Source organism: uncultured Mobiluncus sp. (genome assembly GCF_963511525.1).
GTDB lineage: Bacteria > Actinomycetota > Actinomycetes > Actinomycetales > Actinomycetaceae > Mobiluncus.
The window spans coordinates 412916-435268 of sequence record NZ_CAUPIY010000001.1 but is presented as its reverse complement, the minus strand read 5'-3'; the positions used below and the strand labels follow the sequence as shown (position 1 = coordinate 435268).

Sequence of the window (22353 nt, the reverse complement as noted above, 5' to 3'; positions counted from 1 at the left end):
CCGAAGCGCATCCCGGTTAATTGCACAACACTCACTAAATTTCTGGCGTCAAAAAGACGGCATTACTTTAACCCTTAAGTTCAAGGTTAAGGTTGGAAGGGGAAAACCATGATGGAACCAGCACCACTGGCAGTCATCCGCGTCGTAGGCGTCGGAGGCGGCGGTGTCAACGCGGTAAACCGGATGATTGAATCAAATCTGCGCGGGGTCGAGTTCATCGCGATTAACACCGATGCACAAGACCTGCTGATGTCGGATGCTGATGTCAAACTCGAGATTGGCAGGGAGTCCACCCGCGGGTTGGGCGCTGGAGCTGATCCCGAAGTTGGCAAAGCGGCAGCGTCTGCTCACGAGGAAGATATCCGTGAGGCGCTGCGCGATTCCAACATGGTTTTTGTCACCGCTGGTGAGGGTGGTGGCACCGGCACGGGCGCGGCACCGATTGTGGCCGGTATCGCCCGTGAGCTCGGCGCTTTGACCATCGGTGTGGTTACTCGGCCTTTCCAATTTGAGGGACGTCGTCGAGAGCAACAAGCCGATCGAGGTATCGAAGCGCTGCGTGAACAAGTTGATGCCCTCATTGTCATTCCTAACCAACGTCTGTTGGAATCTACGGATGCCAACCTCTCGGTACTGGAAGCCTTCCGTGCCGCTGACCAGGTCCTGCAATCCTCCGTACAGGGCATCACCGAAATCATCACCATCCCCGGTACCATCAATGTCGATTTCGCTGACGTGACCACCACATTGAAAGATGCCAAGACCGCGCTGATGGGCATTGGCACCGCTACTGGCCCGGATCGGGCTCTCAGCTCAGTAGAGATGGCAATCTCTTCGCCGCTGCTAGAAAGCTCTATGGACGGGGCTGACCGTGTGCTCATCTTCTTCCAAGGCGGGACGGACCTGGGGATGCAAGAGATGAACGATGCTGCCCAGATGGTTCGCGAACTGGCCGATCCAGACGCTAACGTCATTATCGGTTACGCCCCGAACGAAGAATTTGCTGATGAGATTAAAGTCACGGTTATCGCCGCGGGCTTTGAAGGCAAGGGTGGATATGCCACCTCCGCGCATGCCGCTCAGAAGTCATCTGCCGCCCGTGCCACAGCAGCGCGTCCCGCCCCGGCCGCTCCGAGTGCCAAGCAGCCGGCTTCGCCCCGGACTAACGAACCGAGCCAGCAGACGGCACCGCAGCCGAATGCGGAAGCTCCGGCGACGCCGAAGCCCGCCCCGGCAACTGCTGAACCTGCTTCTGAAAAGGAAGAAATCCTTGACGGAATCGAGGCCCGGCTGGCTCAGCACCGCCACGAACCGGCTGCGAAAGTTCCCGAGTTGAAAGCCCCGAAGTTCCCCGCTGGAACCGAGGCGGTGGGCGCCTTGCGGCCCAAGTCAGAGACGCATCAACCGGAAATCAAACTCACCGGCCTGAACGGAATTCCTGACGCAAAGCGGGAGCCTCTAGCCGTTACCTCAGGGATTCGTCCAGTGTCGCCCGATGCGGCGAGCGTACCGGACTATGTTGATTCCTCCCGGGAACAGCGTGCGCCAGCACTGCGCCTGGAACACGTCTTTGACGACATCGCGGCAGACGATGAACTCGACATTCCGGACTTTTTGAAATAATTCCACTGCGCTCCAGGGGCGATACCGGCGCAGCTCGAAACTTTTTCCTCTCTCCCAAAAGAAACCGTTCCCGTCGTTGACTAACAGTCATCGACGGGGCGGCTTTCGCAATTTTTCGCTCTGATTAGCGACACTCCGTAAAAATTCCCCAATAAACCACCGGTCTTCGCATAGTCTCATTCCAGTTGTCCAAATCACACCGAAACCTAGGGGAGAAATTATGGGTCTGGCGCTGCGTAACGTTTTAGAGAAGGTCGGCTTGCGGGAACCCGACATCGACGATTACGAAGATGAGGAATTCCTCGAAGATGAAGCTCCTTTGGGTGAGCTTCATGAATTTCCCGGTTCCACCGAATCGGAAACTGCTCCGCACACCCACCCGGACGCTCCTGCTGAGGCGCCAATCGGCACTATTGACCGGATTAAGACGGCCAAGCCCACCACGTACTCGGATGCCAAAGAAATAGGAGACTACCTGCGCGACAATGTGCCAGTCATCCTCAATCTGGCTTATCTTTCCGCCAAGGAAGCACAGCGCATGGTGGACTTTGCTTCCGGCTTGACTTACGGTCTGCGCGGTTCTTTTGAGGAAGTTGGCACCCGAGTGTTCCTGCTTTCCCCGCAGAACCTTAAGACTATCGAGGCTAGTCCGAATCGCTCGGCCTCCCTTTTGCAGACTTTGTGACTGCTAATTTCCTTCCATTCTGAGGTTCCCCCATCGCGTCCAGTGATGGGGGAAACTTGGTCTGTTTAGCCGAGCGCTGTCAGGTAGGATTGTCTGCGTGGATATGGTACGACTCATCGGCTTGGTTATTTACTACGTGATAAACGTCTATGTTTTCATCCTGGTTCTGAGGGTAGTTCTGGACTGGGTCCAGATTTTGGCTAGAGATTGGCGCCCCCGGGGAATTATTTTGGTGTTGGCTAACTTGATTTATGCCTTGACAGATCCACCGGTACGCTTTTTTGGGCGTTTGATACCTCCGCTTCGTATCGGCGGATTGGCGCTTGACATGGGGTTTTTAGTGTTCTTCATCCTCCTGTTCGGATTGCAATGGTTGGTGGTCAGGCTCACTTTTATGGTTTAGACGCCGTTTTTCCATTTTCATCGCTCTGGGCAATTAGCAAATTTCCCCTCTTTCGGAGTAAGTTTTAAACCTCAGTATTCACACAAGTAACAAAAAATGTGTAACAATGTCTTTTGTACAAAACGTGCGAATGCCCAAAAGGTTTTGGAAATCGGGGCGCAAGCCCCCTGATACGGACGAGGTGACGAATATGGCGTTGCTCACCACAGATGACATCGTCAACAAGAAGTTTCAGCCCACGAAATTCCGCGAAGGCTATGACCAGGATGAAGTGGACGATTTCTTGGACGAGGTGGTGAATACCCTCGATACCCTGACCAAAGAGCGTGATGCGCTCCGGGCCGAGCTGGATGAAGCAAACCGCAAGATTGCCGAACTGAGCAGCGGTGTGGCGCCAGCGGCAGAAGCAGTTCCCGAGCCGGCCACTCCCGAACCTACCCCGGTGGTGGAATCTGCTCCGGCTACTGCAGAGGCCCCCGAGTCGACTTCTGCGGTCTCCATGCTGGATATGGCGCAACGTCTGCACGACGAATACGTGCAAGACGGCCAAAAGAAGGGCGAAGAAATCATTGCCGATGCTCGCGTCGAAGCCGATCGTATTATTGCCGAGGCAGAGCAAGAGCATTCCCGCGTCCTGGCGCAGTTGGAACAAGAACGCGGCATGTTGGAGCGCAAGATTGAAGAGCTCAAGACTTTTGAATCCGAGTATCGCGCCAAGATGAGTTCGTTCTTGGAAGGCATTCTTTCGGACTTGGCGAGTTCCGCACCGACCAACTAAGTTGTCGTTCAAATCCATCTTTAGTCATCAGCCGACGGGAGATCCCCACCGTTTCTCCCGCTGGCTGATGGTGCTTTTAATCATGGTGGTGGTGGGCGGCATCGACCAGATGACGAAACGTCTGGCCCAGCGTTTCCTGGTTGCCGGTACAGAGCCGCAGCCTCTGCTGGGCTCATACGTGACACTGCACCTCACTCACAACCCCGGTGCCGCTTTGTCTATTGGTCAGGGCCAGACCCTGGTCGTGACCATATTTAGCTTGATATTGGTGTTTATATTGACTGTGTTGTCTTTCTCGACACACAGCCGGATGTGGGCTTACACCTTGGCGGTTGTGTCGGGAGGGGGACTGGCGAACCTGGTAGATAGGTTCCAAGGTCCGACATGGGGTACCGGAGAGGTCGTTGACTTTATCGATTACTTCGGTTGGTTCGTCGGCAATGTGGCTGACATTTTCGTAGTTGTTGGGGTAGCGGTAGTCTTCGTTTTGCTGGTTCGCGGCGTACCGCTGTTCGCCACTCCTCAATCCGAACCCAAACCGAGGTGCGCCGAAGAGGGTACAGATCAGGATGGTCTCGAAAAGGATAAAGATTAGTGAGTCGTTTGTTGCCGGTACCGGAGGGACTTGCGGGGCTTCGCGCTGACGTGGGATTGTCGCGGCTTTTGGGGCTGTCACGAGCAAAAGCGGGAACTCTGTTGGAATCGGGAGCGGCCACGCAAAACGGCGAGACTCTGAAAAAATCCGATCAACTGACCCCGGGAAGTCTGTTGGAAATCGAAATTCCCGAACCTACCGGCTATGTTCCCGAAGTCACCCGCGTGGAAAACTTGGGAATTTTATATGCCGATGATGATTTGGTGGTGGTGGACAAGCCGGCCGGGGTCGCCGCTCACACCGGCCCCGGTTGGGAGGGGCCTACGGTAGTTGGGGCGCTGCGTGCTGCCGGGATTCCGGTGTCAACTTCCGGTCCGGTGGAACGCGAAGGTATCGTGCATCGTTTAGACGCGGGAACATCGGGAGCGATGGTGGTCGCAAAATCGGAACTCGCCTACGGCAAACTGAAAAACGAGTTTCGCTACCACCGGGTCGAAAAAATTTATACCGCCCTAGCTACGGGAAGGGTAAAACCCCCAGTAGGAACTATTGATGCCCCCATCGGACGGGCGCCGGGGCGTGAGTTTAAGATGGCGGTGGTGTCCGGTGGAAAGCCCGCGGTGACGCACTACGACGTCACCGAGGAACTTTCGGGAGCAACTTTGTTGAAAGTCCAGCTGGAGACGGGACGTACCCACCAGATTCGCGTGCATCTCGCGGCTATCGGGCACCCCTTGGTAGGTGATACAGAATATGGAGCGGATCGGAAAACGGCGGCTCGGCTGGGACTGGAGCGGCAATGGCTGCATGCCAGTCGGCTGGCGTTTAAACACCCGCGAACCGGGCTGGAAGTCGCGGTGCAGGCTCCGCTACCAGCTGATTTAGCGGCGGCTTTAGAGCTTTTGCGTCAATAGTAGGGCTGAAAATCTCGACTCGCGTCCCCACCTGGGAGACTAGGGCTGCGGAGCTTCACTAAGCAAAAATCGACTAGGATTAACCCATGCCCAAATCCGATTTCGTCCATCTTCATGTCCACACTGACTACTCGATTTTGGATGGGGCGGCAAAGATTAAGCGGCTGGTCGCCAAAGCGGTAGAAAACCAGCAAAAGGCCGTGGCGATCACCGATCATGGTTACCTGTTCGGGGCTTTTGAGTTTTATCAAGAATGTCATGATGCCGGGATTAAACCCATTATCGGCTTGGAAGCCTATGTCACTCCGGGAACTTCGCGTTTCGACACCACGAAAGTGCAGTGGGGGACTTTGGAGCAGCAAAAGGCCGGTGATGACGTGTCTGCTCGGGGTGCCTATACGCATATGACGCTGTTGTCCCAAACTACCGAGGGAATGCACAACCTGTTCCGGCTGGGCTCGTACGCCTCCCTGGACGGACAGATGGGAAAATGGCCGCGGGCTGACCGGGAACTGTTGGAGCGCTATCACGAGGGGCTCATTGGCACGGCAGGCTGTCCCTCCGGGGAGGTCCAGACCCGGTTGCGGTTGGGGCAGTACCAGGAGGCCCGGCGGGCTGCCGGGGAACTGCAGGACATCTTTGGCAAAGACAATTTTTATGTGGAGCTGATGGATCACGGTCTATCCATCGAAAACCGCGTACGCAAAGACTTGCTGCGCTTAGCTCGGGAAATCAATGCACCTGTCATCGCTACCAATGACTCTCACTATGTCTATAAGGAAGACCGGGAAATTCAAGACGCGATGCTGTGCATCAACTCCGGAGATCGGCTGTCCAACCCGGATCGATTCCGCTTTGACGGCACGGATTATTATCTGCGACCCAGCGAAGAAATGCACGAACTGTTTGCGGAAATCCCCGAGGCTCTGGACAATACCCTGTTGATTGCCGAGCAGTGCAATGTTGAATTCCCAGACGTGAAGGAAGGCACCTTCATGCCGGTTTTCCCGGTGCCAGCTGGAGAAGACGAAGTATCCTGGTTCATTAAGGAAGTCGAACGTGGTTTACAGTATCGGTTCCCGAACGGTGTCTCCGAGGAAGTCCGCAAACGCGCCGACTACGAGGTTGAGATTATTATCCAAATGGGATTCCCCTCCTACTTCCTGATTGTTTCGGACTACATCCAATGGGCGAAGGACAACGGAATTCGTGTCGGACCGGGGCGCGGCTCCGGCGCTGGCTCCATGGTCGCCTACGCCATGCGTATCACGGATTTGGACCCCATCAAGCACGGGCTGTTGTTTGAACGGTTCCTTAATCCGGAGCGGGTGTCCATGCCGGATATCGACGTGGATTTCGACGATCGTCGCCGTCAAGATGTGATTGACTACGTGACCCGCAAATACGGCAAGGACAAAGTGTCCCAGGTCGTGACCTACGGCACGATTAAATCAAAACAAGCCCTTAAGGACGCGGCACGCATTTCGGGCGCGGATTTCTCAAAAGGTGAAAAGCTCACCAAGGCGATGCCGCCGGCGGTCATGGGTAAAGACATCCCGTTGTCCGGCATGTACGATTCGCAGCATCCCCGCTACAAAGAGGCAGAAGAATTCCGCAAAGTCGTGGCTGAAGATCCCTTTAACCGCCAAATTTTTGACCTGGCAGCCGGCGTGGAGGGCATGGTGCGCCAGTGGGGGGTCCACGCGTGTGCGGTCATCATGTCGCGGGAAACCTTGACCGACGTCATTCCGATGATGAAACGCCCGCAAGACGGAGCCATGATTACCCAGTTCGACTACCCGACTTGTGAGCACCTGGGTCTGCTAAAGATGGACTTCCTGGGGCTAAAGAACCTCACCATTATTTCCGATGCCCTGGACAACATTAAGATTAACGGGAAAACCCCACCCGACCTTGAGCGTTTGGAAGTTGATGACAAAACGACTTATGAAATGCTGTCCACGGGCGAGACTTTGGGGGTGTTCCAGCTCGATGGCGGGGGGATGCGCACCTTGCTGAAGCAGCTGCGGCCTACCGAGTTCGATGATATTTCCGCTTTGGTGGCACTGTATCGACCCGGACCGATGGGGGCGAATTCCCACACGAACTATGCATTTCGGAAAAACGGTCTGCAAAAGATTGAGCCGATTCATCGTGAGCTGGAAGAACCGCTGAAAGATATCCTGGGCTACACCTACGGCCTGATTATCTATCAGGAACAGGTCATGGCTATCGCCCAAAAGGTCGCCGGGTTCACACTGGGGCAGGCCGATATTTTGCGTAAAGCCATGGGGAAAAAGAAGAAAGACGTCCTGGCCGAACAGTACGTGAAATTCCACGATGGGATGATTGCTAACGGCTACTCCGAGGATTGCTGTAAAACCCTGTGGGATATCCTGGTGCCTTTCGCCGACTATGCGTTCAACAAGTCTCACTCAGCCGCTTACGGGCTGATTGCGTACTGGACTGCCTATCTCAAGGCAAACTTCCCGACCGAATATATGGCGGCCGTGCTGACTACCCAGACGGATAAAGACAAGCTGGGGATGTATTTGAACGAGGTGCGTCGCATGGGGATTCGGGTCTTGCCTCCTGACGTGAACCAGTCCTATGGGGCTTTTGCACCTGACGGAAACGACATTCGTTTTGGACTGGCCTCGATTCGCAACGTCGGAGAAAACGTGGTGGCGGAAATCATCAAGGCGCGGCAGGAAAAAGGTGCCTACACGTCCTTTTCCGACTTCCTGAAAAAAGTTCCGGCGGAAGTCTGCAACAAACGCACCATCGGTTCACTCATTAAGGCCGGAGCATTTGACGCTTTCGGGGCTTCGCGCCGCGCCCTTACCGTGATTCATGAACAGGCAGTGGAAGCGGTGGTGTCCACGAAACGTCAAGAGTCCAATGGGCAGTTCGACCTGTTCGCGGCCCTAGAGATGGATGGGGCCGAGGCAGAGGATGATTTGCTGGGTTCAGCCAGCATCGATATTCCCGATCTCCCGGAGTGGCCCAAGAACGAACTGCTCGCGTTTGAACGTGAAATGTTGGGAATGTATGTTTCGGACCACCCGCTCTCGGGGATGAAACGGGTGTTGGAAGGCCTGGCTGAGGACCATATCGTGGATTTGACCTCGGACGAAGGCAAAGACAATGATTCCCCGGTCAAAATTGCCGGTTTGGTGACAGCGGTTAACGTAAAAATTTCCAAACGTTCCGGCCAGCAGTGGGCGATTGCGAAAATCGAGGACATGACCGGCTCTGTGGAAGTGCTGTTCTTTGCGAAAACCTACGAAAACATTGCCGCTGACCTGGTCCAAGACAATATCGTGGTGGTCGGTGGACGGCTGCGCCGTGAGGATGAATCCGTTTCGATTTACGCCAGCGACCTGAGCGTGCCGAACTTATCGCTACATCTGGATCACTTGGACGAAGTTGATTTATTGCTACCCGCTGAGCGCTGTACGACAGAGAATATGCGTGCTTTTGGGGCCCTGCTGGAGCGTTTCCCCGGCCAGGCTCCCGTGCGTCTGCATATTTTGGAGCAAGGGGAGCTACAGGTTCTGGACTTGGGTCCCGAACGCCTGGTTAACGCCGGCCCGGATTTCTTAGGCGAGCTGCGCGCCATGCTGGGATATGACTCGATTATCACTCCGGGAACTAACCCCTTAGAATCCACCGCGGCCGCCGAACTGGCCGAGCTGGACCCGAATCCCCCCGTGCCTCCAGAATCCCCGGAGGCCACCCTGTTCGACACCGGCAGCTAGCCGTTTCGCGCTGCGGGTTGTCCCGGTAGTCCCTCACCGTTTCACCAGCCGGGTCTGCTTGACGCACCGGGTTTGCGGGGTTTCCGGGCTGGTCAGTTAGCTGTTAAGATAAATACCGTGTTCAACGTATTGGATTTTTCAAAAGAAAACGTAGATGCCGCGGTGCTACGTGAGCGGCTGCCGCGGGCGGCTCTCAATGTCGAGCGGGCTGTGGAGGCGGTAGCGCCCCTAATCGATGCGGTGCGCCGCGAAGGTGCTAAGGCCTTGCGTGACCAAGCCGAGCAGTTTGACCGGGTGCGACCGCGCCTGTTGCGGGTCCCGACGGCTGAAATTGAGCGAGCTTTACAGGAACTGGATCCGGGGCTGCGCGAGGCGATTGAAACGTCCATTGCTAATAACCGGAAAGGTCACGAGGCGCAGCTGCCTCGCCCGGTCGTTACCGAAATTATTCCCGGCGGCACCGTTACACAACGCTGGATTCCGGTGCGGCGCGTGGGCCTGTACGTTCCGGGCGGGCTCGCGGTCTATCCCAGCTCGGTCATCATGAACGTGGTGGCGGCACAAGTGGCGGGGGTGAGCCAGATTGCTTTGGCCTCTCCGGCGCAGCAGGCTTTCGATGGCTCGGTACACCCCACCGTGCTGGCGACCTGCGCCTTACTGGGCGTGAACGAAGTCTATGCCATGGGCGGGGCCGGAGCGATTGGTGCGTTTGCTTACGGCGCCAAGGGCGAAACGCCAGACGACGGTCAGGTTTTGGTGGAGCCTGTGGACGTCGTTACCGGTCCGGGCAATATCTATGTTGCGGCCGCGAAACGTGTGGTGTCCAGCGTCTGCGGTATCGACGCGGAAGCCGGCACTACCGAGATTGCCATAATTGCTGATAGCAGCGCCACGCCGAAATTTGTCGCTGCGGATCTAATCAGCCAAGCCGAGCACGACCCGGTCGCCGCCTCGGTCCTCATTACCGACTCGACCGACCTTGTGACTCAGGTGAGAGCAGAACTGGAGCGTCAAGTTCCCCAACGCGACCATCACGAACGCATCGCCACCGCCCTATCCGGGCCGCAGTCGGGCGCTATCCTCACTCGAGATATCGAACAATCCATTGCCGTGGCTAACGCTTACGGAGCTGAACACCTCGAAATTCAAACCGCTGGTGCCCGCGAAGTGGCAGCAAAAATTCACAATGCGGGGGCGATCTTTGTCGGCGACTACACCCCGGTGCCGCTGGGGGACTACCTGGCAGGCTCCAACCACGTCTTGCCCACCGGAGGCACCGCCTCCCACGCTTCGGGCCTGAACGTGATGGCATTCCTGAAGTCCGTGCAACAGATTGAATACACCCAACAGGCCGCGGACGCGCTGACCGACCGCCTGGTGGTATTCAGCCATGCCGAGGACCTGGAAGGCCACGGAGCATCCCTGCTGGCACGTCGGGAAGGCAAGTAAATGAGCCCAACAGACGCCATCGTCACGCCGGAAGGCTCCATGCAACTGCCCTTGCGCGAGGACTTGGCAGGGCTCGAACCCTACGGGGCGCCCCAGCTGCAGGTACCGGTGGCCATCAATGTGAACGAAAACCCCTATCCGGTGCCGGCTCCGGTGGTAGAGGCGATTACCGCGGCAGTGCACGAGGCGGCGGGCAGCCTGAATCGTTATCCCGACCGGGATTTTCCGGCTCTACGCCTTGCCTTGAGCGACTATCTGGAGCGGGAATCTGGAGTGCGGGTGGCTCCAGAATGGTTGTGGGCCGCCAATGGCTCCAACGAGGTCATGCATCATTTGTTCAGCGCTTTTGGGGGGCCGGGACATCCGGCGCTGTCGTCCTCACCCACGTACTCGATGTATCCCGAATATGCCCGCAACACCCTGACCGAGTTGCTGGACGTGCCGCGGCGAGAGGATTTCTCCGTGGACGTGGCTGCGTTGAGGAAAGCCGTAGACCGTGCACACCCGGCGCTGCTGGTGCTGGCTTCCCCCAACAATCCCACGGGAACCCACCTGAGCTCCGCGGACGTGGCTGAAATCCTGAATTTTACCCGCACCAGCGGGCCGCAGGGGAGCGCGACCCTGGTGGTCATTGACGAAGCCTACGGCGAGTTTCGCCGTGACGGGGTGCCTTCCGCACTGGAACTGTTGGCGGCGCACCAACACCTGGTGGTGTCCAGAACCATGTCCAAGGCTTTCGCGATGGCCGGTTTGCGGTTGGGGTACCTGGCGGCTCATCCCCAGATTATTTCCCAGCTCATGCTGGTGCGATTGCCCTATCACCTGTCGGCTCTGACCCAGGCGGCAGCTCTGGCGGCGCTATCCCAGTCAGATTTACTGCAAGCCCAGGTGGACAAAATGCGCCACACTCGCGACCAGATGGTGCAAACCCTGCGAGAAATGGGGTTGAGCGTGGCAGAATCGGATACGAACTTTGTTTTCTTTGGAAAGTTCAGCGACCGCCAAAAAGTCTGGCAAGATTTGCTTGACCGCGGCGTGTTGATTCGCGTAGTCGGCCCCGATGGCTGGCTGCGAGCCAGCGTGGGCACCGAGGAGGAAACTGAGGTGTTTCTTTCCGCCCTTAAGGAGGTATTGCAATGAACGAAACTCGGACCCCCCGGGTGGCGCAGGTCACGCGGGAAACGTCAGAATCACGGGTAAAGGTGCGGGTGAACCTGGACGGGACCGGCTCAGCCAACATTCACACCACGGTGCCGTTCTATGACCACATGCTCACCGCTTTGGCACGTCATTCCCTGATTGATTTGGACATCGAAGCCTCGGGGGACACCGACATTGATGTCCATCACACGGTGGAGGATACGGCCATCGTGTTGGGTCAGGCTCTGCGCGAAGCGTTGGGGGACAAGGCTGGTATCCGCCGTTACGGTGACGCTTGTGTGCCGTTGGACGAGGCTTTGGCTCACGCCGTGGTGGATTTGGCGGGACGGCCCTACGTCGTTTGCGAAGGGGAACCGGAAGGCCAGCAGTATCACCTCATCGGAGGGCACTTCACCGGTTCGTTGACTTATCACGTGTTTGAGTCCCTGGCGTTAAATGCCGGGATATGCCTGCATCTGCGCCTGTTGGCAGGACGCGATCCGCATCACATCGTGGAGGCCCAATTCAAGGCCTTGGCGCGGGCGTTAAAGGCCGCGGTGGAATACGATCCGCGGGTGGTGGGCGTCCCCTCCACCAAAGGAACTCTGTAACGTCGGGGAAGGCTAGTGATGAGTGAACCGCAAGAACCCCGAAATCCCGAGGACAGAGGGGACAAACCTGGCGATCAGCAAGCCTACGATGCCGAGTTTGCCGACCTCATCGCCAAATTGGGAGATGTTGACTTTGAGCCCGAATCCCCAGTGACAGGTTCGGACGAAACGCTGGATTTACCGGAAGAATCGGAGCCTCCGCTGGTGAACCGGCGAGCCACCGCGTGTTTCTTAACTCCGGTGGCTTCGGCGGAAGCCTTGGGGGCGCTGTGTGCGTTGAGTGATATTTCGGCCGTGGTGGTGCCGACGGACGCCGGGGCGCTGGTGGTACAAAACCTGGAGTTGACCGAAGAACAGTGGGGAATGGCACTGCTGGTTGAAAGCCTCAATGAGCTGGACTCGGACTTGGATACGGTGGCGTCTACGCTTACTGAGATTATTCGAATGCCGGTGGTGGTGTTTTCTGCCCTGCTGGCTCCCGGCACCGAACAGGAACCCGGAGTGACCGGTCAAGTCCTGGCGGGCCGCTGGGCCAATCAGGCTTTTGAAGTGGATTTGCCGGCCGGCCTGGTCATTGCGCAGATGCCAATGGTCATCGAGGATTTGGTGCTGGGGAGGGTCAATCCGTCAGATGTGGACGGGGCGGTTGATACCGTCGATATGCCCCGCTGGAAAGCGTTGCGGATGCTGGGTAAAGGCATCAAAGATTCCCGCGAGGAACGCCGGCGTCAACATGGTCAGGCAGATTCCTCCGATGACGCGGCCTGGGGTGAGGACTCAGAAGGGCGGGGGGACGCCTCATGACTGACCCTAAAGTTGTCGTTCTGGATCACGGATACGGCAATGTGCTTTCCGTCGCGCACGCCCTGGAGCGGGCGGGAGCCCGGGTGTCTCTCTCGGTTGACGCGGCTGAAGTCGCGCAGGCCGACGGTTTGGTCGTTCCCGGAGTGGGAGCCTTCGCGGCGGTAATGCGTTCCCTGCAGGCCTCGCGGGCGCCGTTGATGATTGAACGTCGGCTCGCTGGAGGCCGCCCGGTGCTTGGCATCTGTGTCGGCTTGCAGGTCATGTTTACTTCCGGAGACGAAAACGGGGAAGTCACCGCCGGGCTGGATCAATGGCCCGGAATGGTGACGGCGCTGCCGGCGGCGCGTTTACCGCATATGGGCTGGTCAAAAGTGCATGTCCCGGCCCAGTCGCAGCTGTTGGCGGGGCTCGACGGAGAGAGATTCTATTTCGTACACTCTTACGCTTGTCTCAGCGACCCCGCTGAGGCCTTGGGAATGGATGAGGAATCACGGCGGCTGTTCCGCCCCCCGCTCGTGTCTTGGGCACATTACGGAGCCGACTTTGTGGCGGCCGTGGAAAACCGAGCCTTGTGCGCCACCCAATTTCATCCGGAAAAGTCCGGACCAGCCGGGGCTCGCGTGTTCGCAAACTGGCTAGAGATGCTCTAGCGCGGATGGGCCATTCCTGGCGGTTTAGTCATCAGTTAGCTACTCCGTAGCTGGAATGTGGATGGGGTGCATATAAGTTTGACACGGTCACAGTTTTTGCATGGAATAGCCCAGGCCGCGCACGTTCACGATTAAATCTGGCTTCGATATCTGTGCCAGGGCCCCCTTACGTAAACGATACACAGTTGATTTAATCATGTCCCGAGCCCCGGAAGTTTCCTGTGTTTGCCAAACTTCGTTTAACAGGTGTGAAATGGGGACGACCTTACCAATCTGAGAAGCCAAAGTGAGAAGGAACCTAAACTCGATGTCAGTCAGTTCCAGACGGGTTCCATTCCAAGTGGCTGTGTTGGTTTGCAGATTCAGTTGCAGAGGACCATTGGATACCATAGCGGCATCCGCGCGGCCGGAGCCGTGTTTCACCGCCAATACTGCACGCAAAGCCAGCTCTCGGGGCGAGAACGGTTTCACAATATAGTCGTCAGCCCCGGCTTCTAAGCCCTCGATGCGTTCGGATTCTTCCCCCAGAGCTGAGACGAGAATTATTGGGAGGGAGTAGGCAGTACGAATCCTTTGTGTCAAAGCTATACCCGAAATGTCGGGCAGCATAACGTCTAAAACTGCCAGGTCGAAATGCTGTTTTTTCAGCAGATTCCAGGCTTCTTTACCGGTTGAAGCTGTCTCCCAGCTGAATCCGCGCGTTTCCAATGAGAAAGTAATGACTGAAGCGATGTGAGGATCGTCATCAAGCACCAAGGCCTTCCATGATTCTGTGGTCATCGGATGGCTTTCCTTTCTGATTGGTATAGGGGAGAATCACGAATATGGTGGTTCCGTGCTGCGCTATTGAATCTACCAGGATTTTGCCCTGGTGGAGATGAATTATTTTTTCCGTAATCATCATTCCGAGTCCGGCTCCGGGACGACCAGTATTTCCGGTGGCAAAAGGTTTGAACAGTTGTTCCCGTTCGGTTTCACTCATACCCGCACCAGTATCGTTGATTTCAATCACGCATCCCTCGTCATTGCGGTAGGGGCGTATCGTGATACGAGCTTCCAATCCCGCATGGTTGATAGCGTTATTAATCAAGTTCGTTAGTGCCTGCCGAATCAAACGCCGGTCAGCTTGAACCCAGATGGGCCGTCCCCTGCGGTTAACTGTCAGATTAGCCTGTCGAATTGAAGCGAGATCGTTGACTACTTGTCGGATCAAGCTGACGATGTCAAAAGTTTGGATTTTTAACTCGAATAGTTGTGCATCCAAACGGGTACTCATCAGAAAATCTTCCGCCATGTCTCGTAACAAATTCGCATTCGTCTCAATCCTGGCGACCATCTCAATCTGGCGGTCGTTGAGTTTACCAACGGCTTCATCACGCAATAGCTCCGAGTTGCCAATCAACACGGTCAGCGGCGAGCGAATCTCATGAGCCAGGATGGAGGGATTCCTGGTGTATTGGTCATGTACTTCGCGTAACCAGGCCAGTTCCGTCTGACATTTGCGGTTTTTCCTCCATAAAAAGAACGACAGGGCCAAAGCAGCCAGGCAAAGTAGCGTCACCACGCCAAGAAGTATCCAGGCCATCTCAGTCCCCTTACAAAACTGTGTCAAGAAAGTCAGTAACGTGCTTGGGTCGCGAAAGGTGAGGCATCAGGAATCGTAGCCTGGGCAAGGCAGGCGGGCTTGTTAGTCCTAAAAACCTGATAGTGACAAAGCTGTCACCGTCTGCCACCCAGCAGACGTACTTTCTGACATTCTATCCGGTCATAATGACTCTAAGCGATTCAACGGAAGAAGCGCTGCCCAAAGACGGGCCTCACTTTTTAAGGAGCAATCATGTTATCTCACAATCAATTAGTTAAGCGTTTAGCTTTGGGCGTGGCGACTCTGGGTATGGTCGCCAGCCTCGGTGCCTGTGGACCGGCAGGAAGTAGCACGGGAGCCTCAGCGGGGTCGCAGGAAGAGTCTCTTACCGTGGTCTGTGGTGCTATGGAAGATTTGTGCCAGGCGTGGACCAAGAGCTTTACTGAAAAAACCGGAATTAAGACAAGTTTCGTGCGTCTGTCTTCGGGTGAAACTGTAGCCCGTTTGGAAGCTGCCAAAGCTAACCCTGAGTTTGATGTTTGGCACGGTGGTCCCGTGGATGGTTACGGTGCTGCAGTCGAGAAGGGGCTGATTAAGGCCTATGATTCTCCGGCTGCCGCAGACATTCCGGAAAAGTACAAGGACCCCGACCATAACTGGACTGGTGTCTATATTGGCGTGTTGGGATTTTGTTCCAATAAGGTGGTCTTGGATGAACTCGGCGTTGATGTTCCTAAGAAGTGGGATGATTTGCTCAACCCCAAGTTGAAGGGGCAGATTTCCACTGCGCATCCTTCCACATCCGGCACCGCTTTCACGACTTTGTGGACTCAAACTATTTTGCAAGGTGGCGAAGACCAAGCCCTGTCTTGGATGAAGAAGCTGAACAACAACGTGCTGCAATACTCTAAGTCCGGTACTGCTCCGGGACAAATCGCTGGTCGTGGTGAAGTCGGCGTAGGCTTGGTCTTTAGCCATGATTGTGTGAAATATCGTGATGGCGGTATGAAAGATTTGGTGGTGTCTTTCCCGGAGGACGGCACTGGTTACGAAATCGGTGGTGTGGGCATGATTGCGAACACGGCACACGAAGAAGCAGCTAAGAAGTACATTGACTGGGCTATTTCCGCGGAGGCTCAGAATATTGGTCAAACTGTGGGTTCCAACCAGGTGCTGACGAATCCGGCTGCCAAGAGCAACGATAAGATGGCGAAACTTGATGAAATCAAACTCATCGACTACGACTTCCTCGCGGCTGCTAAGGCCAAGAGTGGTCTGACTGCACGCTTTGATGAGGAAGTTGCGGGTCAGCCGAAGGAATAAGTTGTTGGCGCCCAGAGCCCGCTCTGGGCGCCAAGCATATGGCTAGTCAAAGCATGGCTGCCTGACTTTTAATCCACAATGTTGAGCTGGAAAGAATCATTATGACTATAACGGCTGAGGTCTCTAAGACTAACGTTCGGAAAAGACAACGTACGAAGGTAAAAGCGGATCCTGTTACTTTGATTTTGGTGGCAATAGTCTGCATATTCCTGTTTTTCCTGGTGGGATTACCGCTGCTGAAGGTCTTGTCCACGGCGCTGTCTGCCGATGGTATGGACGCGCTGGGAAAGATGTTTACCTCAAAATCCAACCTGGTAATCATTATGAATACTCTGGTTTTGGGTTTGACCGTTGCCTCCGTGGGTACCATTGTCGGTTTCCTGATGGCGTTCGTGCAGGTAAAGGTGCGTTGTCGCGGGAAGAAAGTCATGCATTTGCTTTCATTGCTTCCCATTGTGTCTCCTCCATTTGCGGTGGCGACTGCCTCCATCACCCTGTTTGGTAGCCGGGGGATTATTTCTCATCAGTTGCTGGGACAAAACTGGCATATATACGGCTTACCTGGCTTGACTTTGGTGTTGTCCCTATCTTTCTTCCCGGTCGCGTATCAGAATCTTGCCGGTATGTTGCGGTCGCTCGACCCCGCGACGGAAGAGGCCTCTGCTTCCCTGGGAGGTAACGCTTGGACGGTGTTTCGCACGGTGACTTTCCCCATGCTGATTCCCGGTTTCGGGGCGTCTTTCTTGTTACTTTTCGTGGAAGGCATCGCGGATTTGGCCAACCCATTGGTTATCGGTGGAGACTTCACTGTTTTAGCTTTACGGGCATACATTGCGGTGAACGGCGAGTACAACACCGCCGCCGGCGCGGCTTTCTCTCTGCTTCTGTTGGTGCCGGCCTTGTTGGTCTTTATCGTGCAGCGTTATTGGAGTAACCGTAATTCCACTGTGACGGTTACAGGCAAACCTACTGGAAAGCCAAAAATGCTTGAGAACCGGCCGGTTTCCATCATCTTGGCTACCTTGGCTTGGTTGGTGTGTGGACTAATCATCGTTATTTATTCCTCTGTCATTATCGGAGCTTTCGTAAATATCTTGGGTGTGGACAACACCTTCACCTTGGACAACTTCGCTTATATTCTTTCTGGTATTGGTAATGAAGCCATGGTAGACACCACTATTCTGGCCTTGATTGCTACCCCAATAGCAGGCATCTTGGGTATGCTCTTGGCCTGGTTGGTTGTTGTGAAGCTGCGTCGCGGTGCTGCAATTCTAGATTTCATAGGCATGCTGGGAATGGCGGTTCCCGGTACGGTTATCGGCATTGGCTACCTGATTACTTATAATCAACCGGTCACCTTCTTGGGTTGGAATCTCACTCCAGCCTTAGCTGGTGGGGGTTCTATCTTCGGCGGTGCTCTGGCAATCATTCTGGTTTACATTGCCCGTTCCACCCCGGCAGGACAACGGTCAGGTATCGCAGCCCTGCAACAGGTGGATAAGGCTATTGACGAGGCTTCCACTTCTCTGGGTGCTTCGGGCCTGCAAACCTTTACTCGTACCACGCTGCCGATTATCCGTCCCGCATACCTCACCGGTCTGACCTATGCTTTTGCGCGTTCTATGACGACGCTGTCTCCCATCATCTTCATCACCACTCCTACGACGAAGATTATGACCAGCCAGATTCTGGCAGAGGTCGATGCGGGACGTTTTGGCAATGCTTTTGCTTTCTGCACCATCCTCATCGTTATTGTGATGGCTGTTATCGGTGGAATCAATCTGATTCTTCGCGATAAAGCGCCAGTTCAGCGCCAGGTAGGAGGTGGATTGTGATGTTTTTCAATCCAGATAGTAAACCCCTGAGTTATTTGCAGTAATCAGAATCTGAAGACAATTAGAAGGAAATAAAATGGCTACAAACACTGATTTAAGAACTTCCGCCCCGGGCAGCCCAGACACTGATGAACTTGATACCGCCGCCTTGTCGGTATTGACGGAAACTACTGCTGAGAGCACTCCTGGTGCTTTACGCCTGGTTGATATCGTCAAGACTTTTGGGACGGGCACAGCGGAGGTTACAGCAGTTGACCATATTAATTTGGACATAAAACCGGGTGAATTCATCACCTTGTTAGGTCCCTCCGGATGTGGCAAAACCACCACTTTGCGTATGATTGCAGGCTTCGAGAACGCGACCAGTGGTCAGGTACTGCTGGACGGTGAAGATATGGTGAAACTTCCTCCCAATAAACGGCCCATGTCTATGGTATTCCAGTCATATGCGCTCTTCCCGCACCTGAGTGTGCGTCAAAATGTGCAGTACGGGTTGAAACTGAAAAAGATGCCGCGTCAACAGATGGATGAAGAAGTTGATGTGGCGTTGACTGCCATGAACCTGACCATGCTCGCTGATAGGGCTCCCAATCAGCTTTCGGGTGGGCAGCAGCAGCGTGTGGCCTTGGCTCGCGCTATGGTCATGAAACCAAAGGTGATGCTGTTCGACGAGCCGCTGTCCAATCTGGACGCAAAACTTCGTGTTAAGATGCGCCAAGAAATTCGTCGTTTGCAGCGTCGCCTAGGCATTACCTCAATCTATGTGACCCATGACCAAAGTGAAGCCATGAGTCTGTCTGATCGGATTGTGGTCATGAATGCAGGACGCATTGAACAGATTGCTACCCCGGAGGAGCTTTATCGTCGGCCCGCTTCGGTCTTTGTGGCGGATTTTGTGGGCAGAGCGAATTTTGTTCCCGCCGAGTTTGTGTCGCAGCCAGACGTTGCAGATATGACGGAGGTTCCAGCCACTGTACCCGAGGACAAACCGAAGGGCGTGCCGGTAGTGGTGAAAACTCTGAACCAAACTACCACGGTGCGGGCTCAGCCAAACGCATTGCATGGGACCAGCACGACCCTGTTGGTGCGTCCGGAGTCTATCCGGTTACAACGTTTAGGGGCGGAGACCCCGCCATTGATTGGCACTGTGCAGGCAGCGGTTTTCTTTGGCGAAACTGTAGAGTATGAGGTTGATACTGCTTACGGTACCGTGGTGTGCGTCAGTGCGGATCCTAACGAAGCTGACATTTTTCAAGAAGGCGAAAAAGTGGCGGTCGGTTTTGAAACTGAGAGGGCTTGGCTTTTGAGCGATGAACGAGAATGAGGGGAGAACGAAGATATATTTTTGCTATTTCACATTAATTTATTCGCGCTACTGTTAGGCTACACAACATGAAAAAACTAACCACATTAGCGGCCGTTGCTGCCGCAGCATCGTTGTCATTCGGGCTTGCCGGTGTAGCGGTGGCTACTCCACAAGCTCGAATTTCCGGAACGGATCGATATGACACCTCGCTAAACATTGCGAAACAATATTTCTCTGCTGCCAAAACTGTGGTTTTGGCCACGGGAATGAATTACCCTGACGCTCTGGCGGCAGGGCCTTTGGCCGCCAAGGAGAAGGCACCAATCCTCTTGGTGGGCAAGTCTCTTTCCGCTGATCAATTGGCTTATCTGCAAAAGCTGCTGCCAAAGAAGGCCTACCTTATCGGTGGAGACAGTGTGCTGCCCTCTGGCGTGGAAAAGCAACTGGAAGCAATCAAGGGTTTGGAAGTTGAACGGATCTTCGGCAAGGATCGTTTCGAAACCGCCAAGATGATTAGTGAAAAGTTTGCCAAACCGGCAGAATACTTTGTCGCTTCGGGGATGAACTTCCCGGATGCTTTGGCTGGAGGAGCCTATGCCGCCTCGAAGGGAAGCCCGCTCTTGCTGGTAGGTCCCGGTCACGAGGCAACTGTTGCCGGTAAAGCTACCATTTTCGGTGGGGAACAGGTCGTGCCTGATTCTATGGTCAAATCCGCCGAACCGGTTACCCGGATTGGTGGCAAGGACCGCTACGATACTGCGGCACAGATTGCCAAGCTGCAAACTGGTGCAAAGGGCGCATTCTTAGTTTCGGGGGTGAATTTCCCCGACGCGCTGACTGCGGTTCCGGCGGCTGCAATCCAACAGATGCCCCTGTACTTGGCTAAGCCCGACTGCTCCCCGGTAGTCACCGATTTGCCGCTAACCTTTGTCGGCGGCACAGCAGCCCTACAAGATTCGGCTAACTTGGCTTGCGTGGCCCAGCGTACTTTCCAGTACCGCGATGACGGGTCCAATGGAAAGAACCTTCAGGCTAAAGATCTGATTTCTTTCGACTTGGCCAAAAAGACTATCAGGGCTTACTACAGCGCGGATGAGAACGGAATCGCTAACAAGGTTTCCTCGCGTTACATTGAGGACGTGACTTCCATTGCTGCCGAAGCTGCCCCGCGTATTGCCAAGGCTTGCCAGGACGCGGTGGCTCAAGGAAAGAAACCGGCAGCAGTGTTCGACGCCGATGACACCACCCTGTGGACCTACGATATGGAAGACAACTTCATGAACTTCCAGTTCACTCCGAAAGGCCAGGATGAATGGTTTGCTAAGAACCAGATGCCCGCCACTCCCGGAATGGTTGCCCTGGTCAAGCAGGTCAAAGCAGCAGGCTGTGAAATCATCGGCTTGACCGGTCGTAACGATGCCCAAAAGGATTACACGGTTAAGAACCTGAAGGATGCGGGCTACGTTGACGAGCAAGGCAATGCTTTGTTCCAGGCGGACAAGTACTTCACCAAGTTCTTGAAAGATAAGCCGATGCCGAAATACTTGCAGGAGCAAAAGCGCTGTGACCTAGGGAAGAATAAGTGCAACACGGTACAATTCAAAGCCGGCACTCGCCAATATATTCAGGAAAAACTGGGTTACCAAATTGTTGGCAACTTTGGTGATCAGTGGTCTGACTTGATGGGAGGCCAAGCTGACAATTGGGTGAAGCTACCCAATCCTACGTACTACCTGCCCAGCCCCAACCTCCCCGAGTGGGAAGCTAAGGACACCGCTGCGGGAATGCAACCGTCTACGTTGACCTGGACCATTCGCATGGATGGCTCCACGGGCTCTCTGCCGGGGACGCGCGATACACAAATTCCTAATATCGACATGGTTAAGTCGGCTCTAAAAGCGGCAAATCTGCCCTTGAAGTAGCTGAAACAGGTAACTGTAAATGCCATAATTTGCAGTCGCAGAGATAACTGAATCATCCTAGAGGGTGGGCGAAGACACAGGTTTTCCCCACCCTCTAGCATGGTTTGTAGTGAGCTTATTCTTCAAGAATTCGCAATTTATCAGTGGTATGCAAGACTAACGTGGTGGAACCGGGAAAAGATAATCGTTCAGATCGTATGAGCACAGACAACGGAAGGGGAATGGTGTGCAGGCGCAAACTTTGACACTGTTACCGGCGATTGACCTGGTGAACGGGAAAGCGACCCGATTGACCGAAGGGAAAGTCGGGACGGAAAAAACCTATGGAGAGCCGGGGGAGGTCGCGGCGGACTTCCTGGCGGCTGGCGCCAAGTGGTTGCACCTGGTCGACCTGGATGCGGCTTTCGGGCGAGGCTCCAACGCCGACCTGGTCGAATCCCTTGTTAGGGCCTATCCCGATTTGCAAGTTGAGGTCAGCGGGGGATTGCGTGATGATGACTCGCTGTGCCGCATGCTCGATGCCGGAGCGGCGCGGGTAAACCTGGGTACTGCCGCAATCGAAAATCCCCAGTGGTGCGCCACGGCCATTGAGCGATTTGGGCAGCGTATCGCAATCGGTTTGGACGTGCGCGGCGAGCGAGTTTATGGACGCGGCTGGGTCAGTGAAGGGCCGCTGTTGGACCAGATTGTGCGGGATTTGGACGCCTTGGGGTGTGCCCGCTACGTGGTGACGGATGTATCGAAAGACGGCACCTTGACTGGGCCGAACCTGGAACTGCTGGCTCACGTGTGTCAATCCAGTTCGGCAAAAGTTGTGGCGAGCGGGGGTGTGTCTGCCCTGCGCGACCTGCACGCCCTGCGGGACTTGGCGGAGGTTCACCCGAACCTGGAGGGTGTCATTGTTGGCAAAGCCATCTATGAGCAACGTTTCACGGTAACCGAAGCCTTGGCGAGTCTGGCGGAGTAAAA

The 22353-nt window shown here is 55.2% G+C and carries 19 protein-coding genes; 17 read left to right on the top strand and 2 right to left on the bottom strand.

The window, feature by feature from the left end:
• Nucleotides 1-111: 111 nt before the first annotated feature.
• The 12 genes from ftsZ (at nt 112) to hisH (ending at nt 13413) form a co-directional block, all read left to right on the top strand.
• Complete coding sequence (gene ftsZ, locus RQ935_RS01905; RefSeq protein WP_295027199.1) at nt 112-1623, top strand: cell division protein FtsZ; 1512 nt, start codon at nt 112-114, stop codon at nt 1621-1623.
• A 220-nt stretch (nt 1624-1843) separates the two neighbouring features.
• Nucleotides 1844-2308, top strand: coding sequence for a cell division protein SepF (locus RQ935_RS01900; RefSeq protein WP_282921736.1), 465 nt, complete (start codon nt 1844-1846; stop codon nt 2306-2308).
• A 103-nt stretch (nt 2309-2411) separates the two neighbouring features.
• A complete protein-coding gene (locus RQ935_RS01895; protein WP_307741753.1) occupies nt 2412-2711 on the top strand; it encodes a YggT family protein in 300 nt (99 codons plus the stop codon).
• Nucleotides 2712-2841: 130 nt separating this feature from the next.
• Nucleotides 2842-3489: a DivIVA domain-containing protein gene (locus tag RQ935_RS01890; protein WP_307741752.1), complete on the top strand. Its 648-nt coding sequence runs from the start codon at nt 2842-2844 to the stop codon at nt 3487-3489.
• 67 nt (nt 3490-3556) lie between these two features.
• Entirely contained in the window at nt 3557-4084 is a 528-nt protein-coding gene (locus tag RQ935_RS01885) for a signal peptidase II (protein ID WP_307741732.1), read from the top strand.
• The gene (locus tag RQ935_RS01880) at nt 4084-4998 is read left to right on the top strand and encodes an RluA family pseudouridine synthase (RefSeq protein WP_295027123.1); all 915 of its coding nucleotides are present in this window, start codon (nt 4084-4086) and stop codon (nt 4996-4998) included. Before RQ935_RS01885 ends, RQ935_RS01880 begins: the two co-directional genes overlap by 1 nt.
• An 86-nt stretch (nt 4999-5084) precedes the next feature.
• Nucleotides 5085-8759 (top strand): DNA polymerase III subunit alpha, encoded by a 3675-nt coding sequence (dnaE, locus tag RQ935_RS01875; protein WP_307741731.1) that lies wholly within the window; start codon nt 5085-5087, stop codon nt 8757-8759.
• 117 nt (nt 8760-8876) lie between these two features.
• Nucleotides 8877-10208, top strand: coding sequence for a histidinol dehydrogenase (hisD, locus tag RQ935_RS01870; RefSeq protein ID WP_311496955.1), 1332 nt, complete (start codon nt 8877-8879; stop codon nt 10206-10208).
• Entirely contained in the window at nt 10209-11348 is a 1140-nt protein-coding gene (locus RQ935_RS01865) for a histidinol-phosphate transaminase (protein WP_311496954.1), read from the top strand.
• Complete coding sequence (gene hisB / locus RQ935_RS01860) at nt 11345-11959, top strand: imidazoleglycerol-phosphate dehydratase HisB (protein WP_311496953.1); 615 nt, start codon at nt 11345-11347, stop codon at nt 11957-11959. Before RQ935_RS01865 ends, hisB begins: the two co-directional genes overlap by 4 nt.
• A gap of 18 nt (nt 11960-11977) precedes the next feature.
• Complete coding sequence (locus RQ935_RS01855) at nt 11978-12763, top strand: hypothetical protein (RefSeq protein ID WP_311496952.1); 786 nt, start codon at nt 11978-11980, stop codon at nt 12761-12763.
• Entirely contained in the window at nt 12760-13413 is a 654-nt protein-coding gene (gene hisH, locus RQ935_RS01850; protein ID WP_295027107.1) for an imidazole glycerol phosphate synthase subunit HisH, read from the top strand. The genes RQ935_RS01855 and hisH overlap by 4 nt, the downstream gene beginning before the upstream one ends.
• 87 nt (nt 13414-13500) lie before the next feature.
• Here the strand turns inward: hisH and RQ935_RS01845 are convergent, their stop codons facing one another.
• Together RQ935_RS01845 and RQ935_RS01840 are read right to left on the bottom strand one after the other, a co-directional pair.
• Nucleotides 13501-14193 carry a response regulator transcription factor gene (locus RQ935_RS01845; protein WP_295027105.1) on the bottom strand — a complete coding sequence of 231 codons (693 nt, stop codon included), beginning with the start codon at nt 14191-14193 and terminating at the stop codon, nt 13501-13503.
• On the bottom strand, nt 14159-14998 hold the full coding sequence (locus RQ935_RS01840; RefSeq protein WP_297346408.1) for a sensor histidine kinase KdpD: 840 nt from the start codon (nt 14996-14998) through the stop codon (nt 14159-14161). Before RQ935_RS01840 ends, RQ935_RS01845 begins: the two co-directional genes overlap by 35 nt.
• A gap of 252 nt (nt 14999-15250) precedes the next feature.
• On the opposite strand from RQ935_RS01840, the gene RQ935_RS01835 reads away from it, so the two are divergent.
• The 5 genes from RQ935_RS01835 to priA all read left to right on the top strand — a co-directional run bounded on the left by RQ935_RS01835 (nt 15251) and on the right by priA (nt 22351).
• A complete protein-coding gene (locus tag RQ935_RS01835) occupies nt 15251-16321 on the top strand; it encodes an ABC transporter substrate-binding protein (RefSeq protein ID WP_295027101.1) in 1071 nt (356 codons plus the stop codon).
• Nucleotides 16322-16422: 101 nt separating this feature from the next.
• Nucleotides 16423-18156 carry an iron ABC transporter permease gene (locus tag RQ935_RS01830; RefSeq protein WP_311496951.1) on the top strand — a complete coding sequence of 578 codons (1734 nt, stop codon included), beginning with the start codon at nt 16423-16425 and terminating at the stop codon, nt 18154-18156.
• Between the two features lie 76 nt (nt 18157-18232).
• Complete coding sequence (locus RQ935_RS01825; RefSeq protein WP_297346409.1) at nt 18233-19480, top strand: ABC transporter ATP-binding protein; 1248 nt, start codon at nt 18233-18235, stop codon at nt 19478-19480.
• Nucleotides 19481-19548: 68 nt separating this feature from the next.
• Nucleotides 19549-21384, top strand: coding sequence for a cell wall-binding repeat-containing protein (locus tag RQ935_RS01820; RefSeq protein ID WP_311496950.1), 1836 nt, complete (start codon nt 19549-19551; stop codon nt 21382-21384).
• 226 nt (nt 21385-21610) lie between these two features.
• Nucleotides 21611-22351: a bifunctional 1-(5-phosphoribosyl)-5-((5-phosphoribosylamino)methylideneamino)imidazole-4-carboxamide isomerase/phosphoribosylanthranilate isomerase PriA gene (gene priA, locus RQ935_RS01815; protein WP_311496949.1), complete on the top strand. Its 741-nt coding sequence runs from the start codon at nt 21611-21613 to the stop codon at nt 22349-22351.
• Nucleotides 22352-22353: the final 2 nt, after the last annotated feature.

Excerpts from the sequence above, each read along its gene's own strand:
- ftsZ (WP_295027199.1), top strand. The coding sequence starts at position 112 with ATGGAACCAGCACCACTGGCAGTCATCCGCGTCGTAGGCGTCGGAGGC.
- RQ935_RS01900 (WP_282921736.1), top strand. The coding sequence starts at position 1,844 with ATGGGTCTGGCGCTGCGTAACGTTTTAGAGAAGGTCGGCTTGCGGGAA.
- RQ935_RS01895 (WP_307741753.1), top strand. The coding sequence starts at position 2,412 with ATGGTACGACTCATCGGCTTGGTTATTTACTACGTGATAAACGTCTAT.
- RQ935_RS01890 (WP_307741752.1), top strand. The coding sequence starts at position 2,842 with ATGCCCAAAAGGTTTTGGAAATCGGGGCGCAAGCCCCCTGATACGGAC.
- RQ935_RS01885 (WP_307741732.1), top strand. The coding sequence starts at position 3,557 with ATGGTGCTTTTAATCATGGTGGTGGTGGGCGGCATCGACCAGATGACG.
- dnaE (WP_307741731.1), top strand. The coding sequence starts at position 5,085 with ATGCCCAAATCCGATTTCGTCCATCTTCATGTCCACACTGACTACTCG.
- RQ935_RS01865 (WP_311496954.1), top strand. The coding sequence starts at position 10,209 with ATGAGCCCAACAGACGCCATCGTCACGCCGGAAGGCTCCATGCAACTG.
- hisB (WP_311496953.1), top strand. The coding sequence starts at position 11,345 with ATGAACGAAACTCGGACCCCCCGGGTGGCGCAGGTCACGCGGGAAACG.
- RQ935_RS01855 (WP_311496952.1), top strand. The coding sequence starts at position 11,978 with ATGAGTGAACCGCAAGAACCCCGAAATCCCGAGGACAGAGGGGACAAA.
- hisH (WP_295027107.1), top strand. The coding sequence starts at position 12,760 with ATGACTGACCCTAAAGTTGTCGTTCTGGATCACGGATACGGCAATGTG.
- RQ935_RS01845 (WP_295027105.1), bottom strand. The coding sequence starts at position 14,193 with ATGACCACAGAATCATGGAAGGCCTTGGTGCTTGATGACGATCCTCAC.
- RQ935_RS01840 (WP_297346408.1), bottom strand. The coding sequence starts at position 14,998 with ATGGCCTGGATACTTCTTGGCGTGGTGACGCTACTTTGCCTGGCTGCT.
- RQ935_RS01835 (WP_295027101.1), top strand. The coding sequence starts at position 15,251 with ATGTTATCTCACAATCAATTAGTTAAGCGTTTAGCTTTGGGCGTGGCG.
- RQ935_RS01830 (WP_311496951.1), top strand. The coding sequence starts at position 16,423 with ATGACTATAACGGCTGAGGTCTCTAAGACTAACGTTCGGAAAAGACAA.
- RQ935_RS01825 (WP_297346409.1), top strand. The coding sequence starts at position 18,233 with ATGGCTACAAACACTGATTTAAGAACTTCCGCCCCGGGCAGCCCAGAC.
- RQ935_RS01820 (WP_311496950.1), top strand. The coding sequence starts at position 19,549 with ATGAAAAAACTAACCACATTAGCGGCCGTTGCTGCCGCAGCATCGTTG.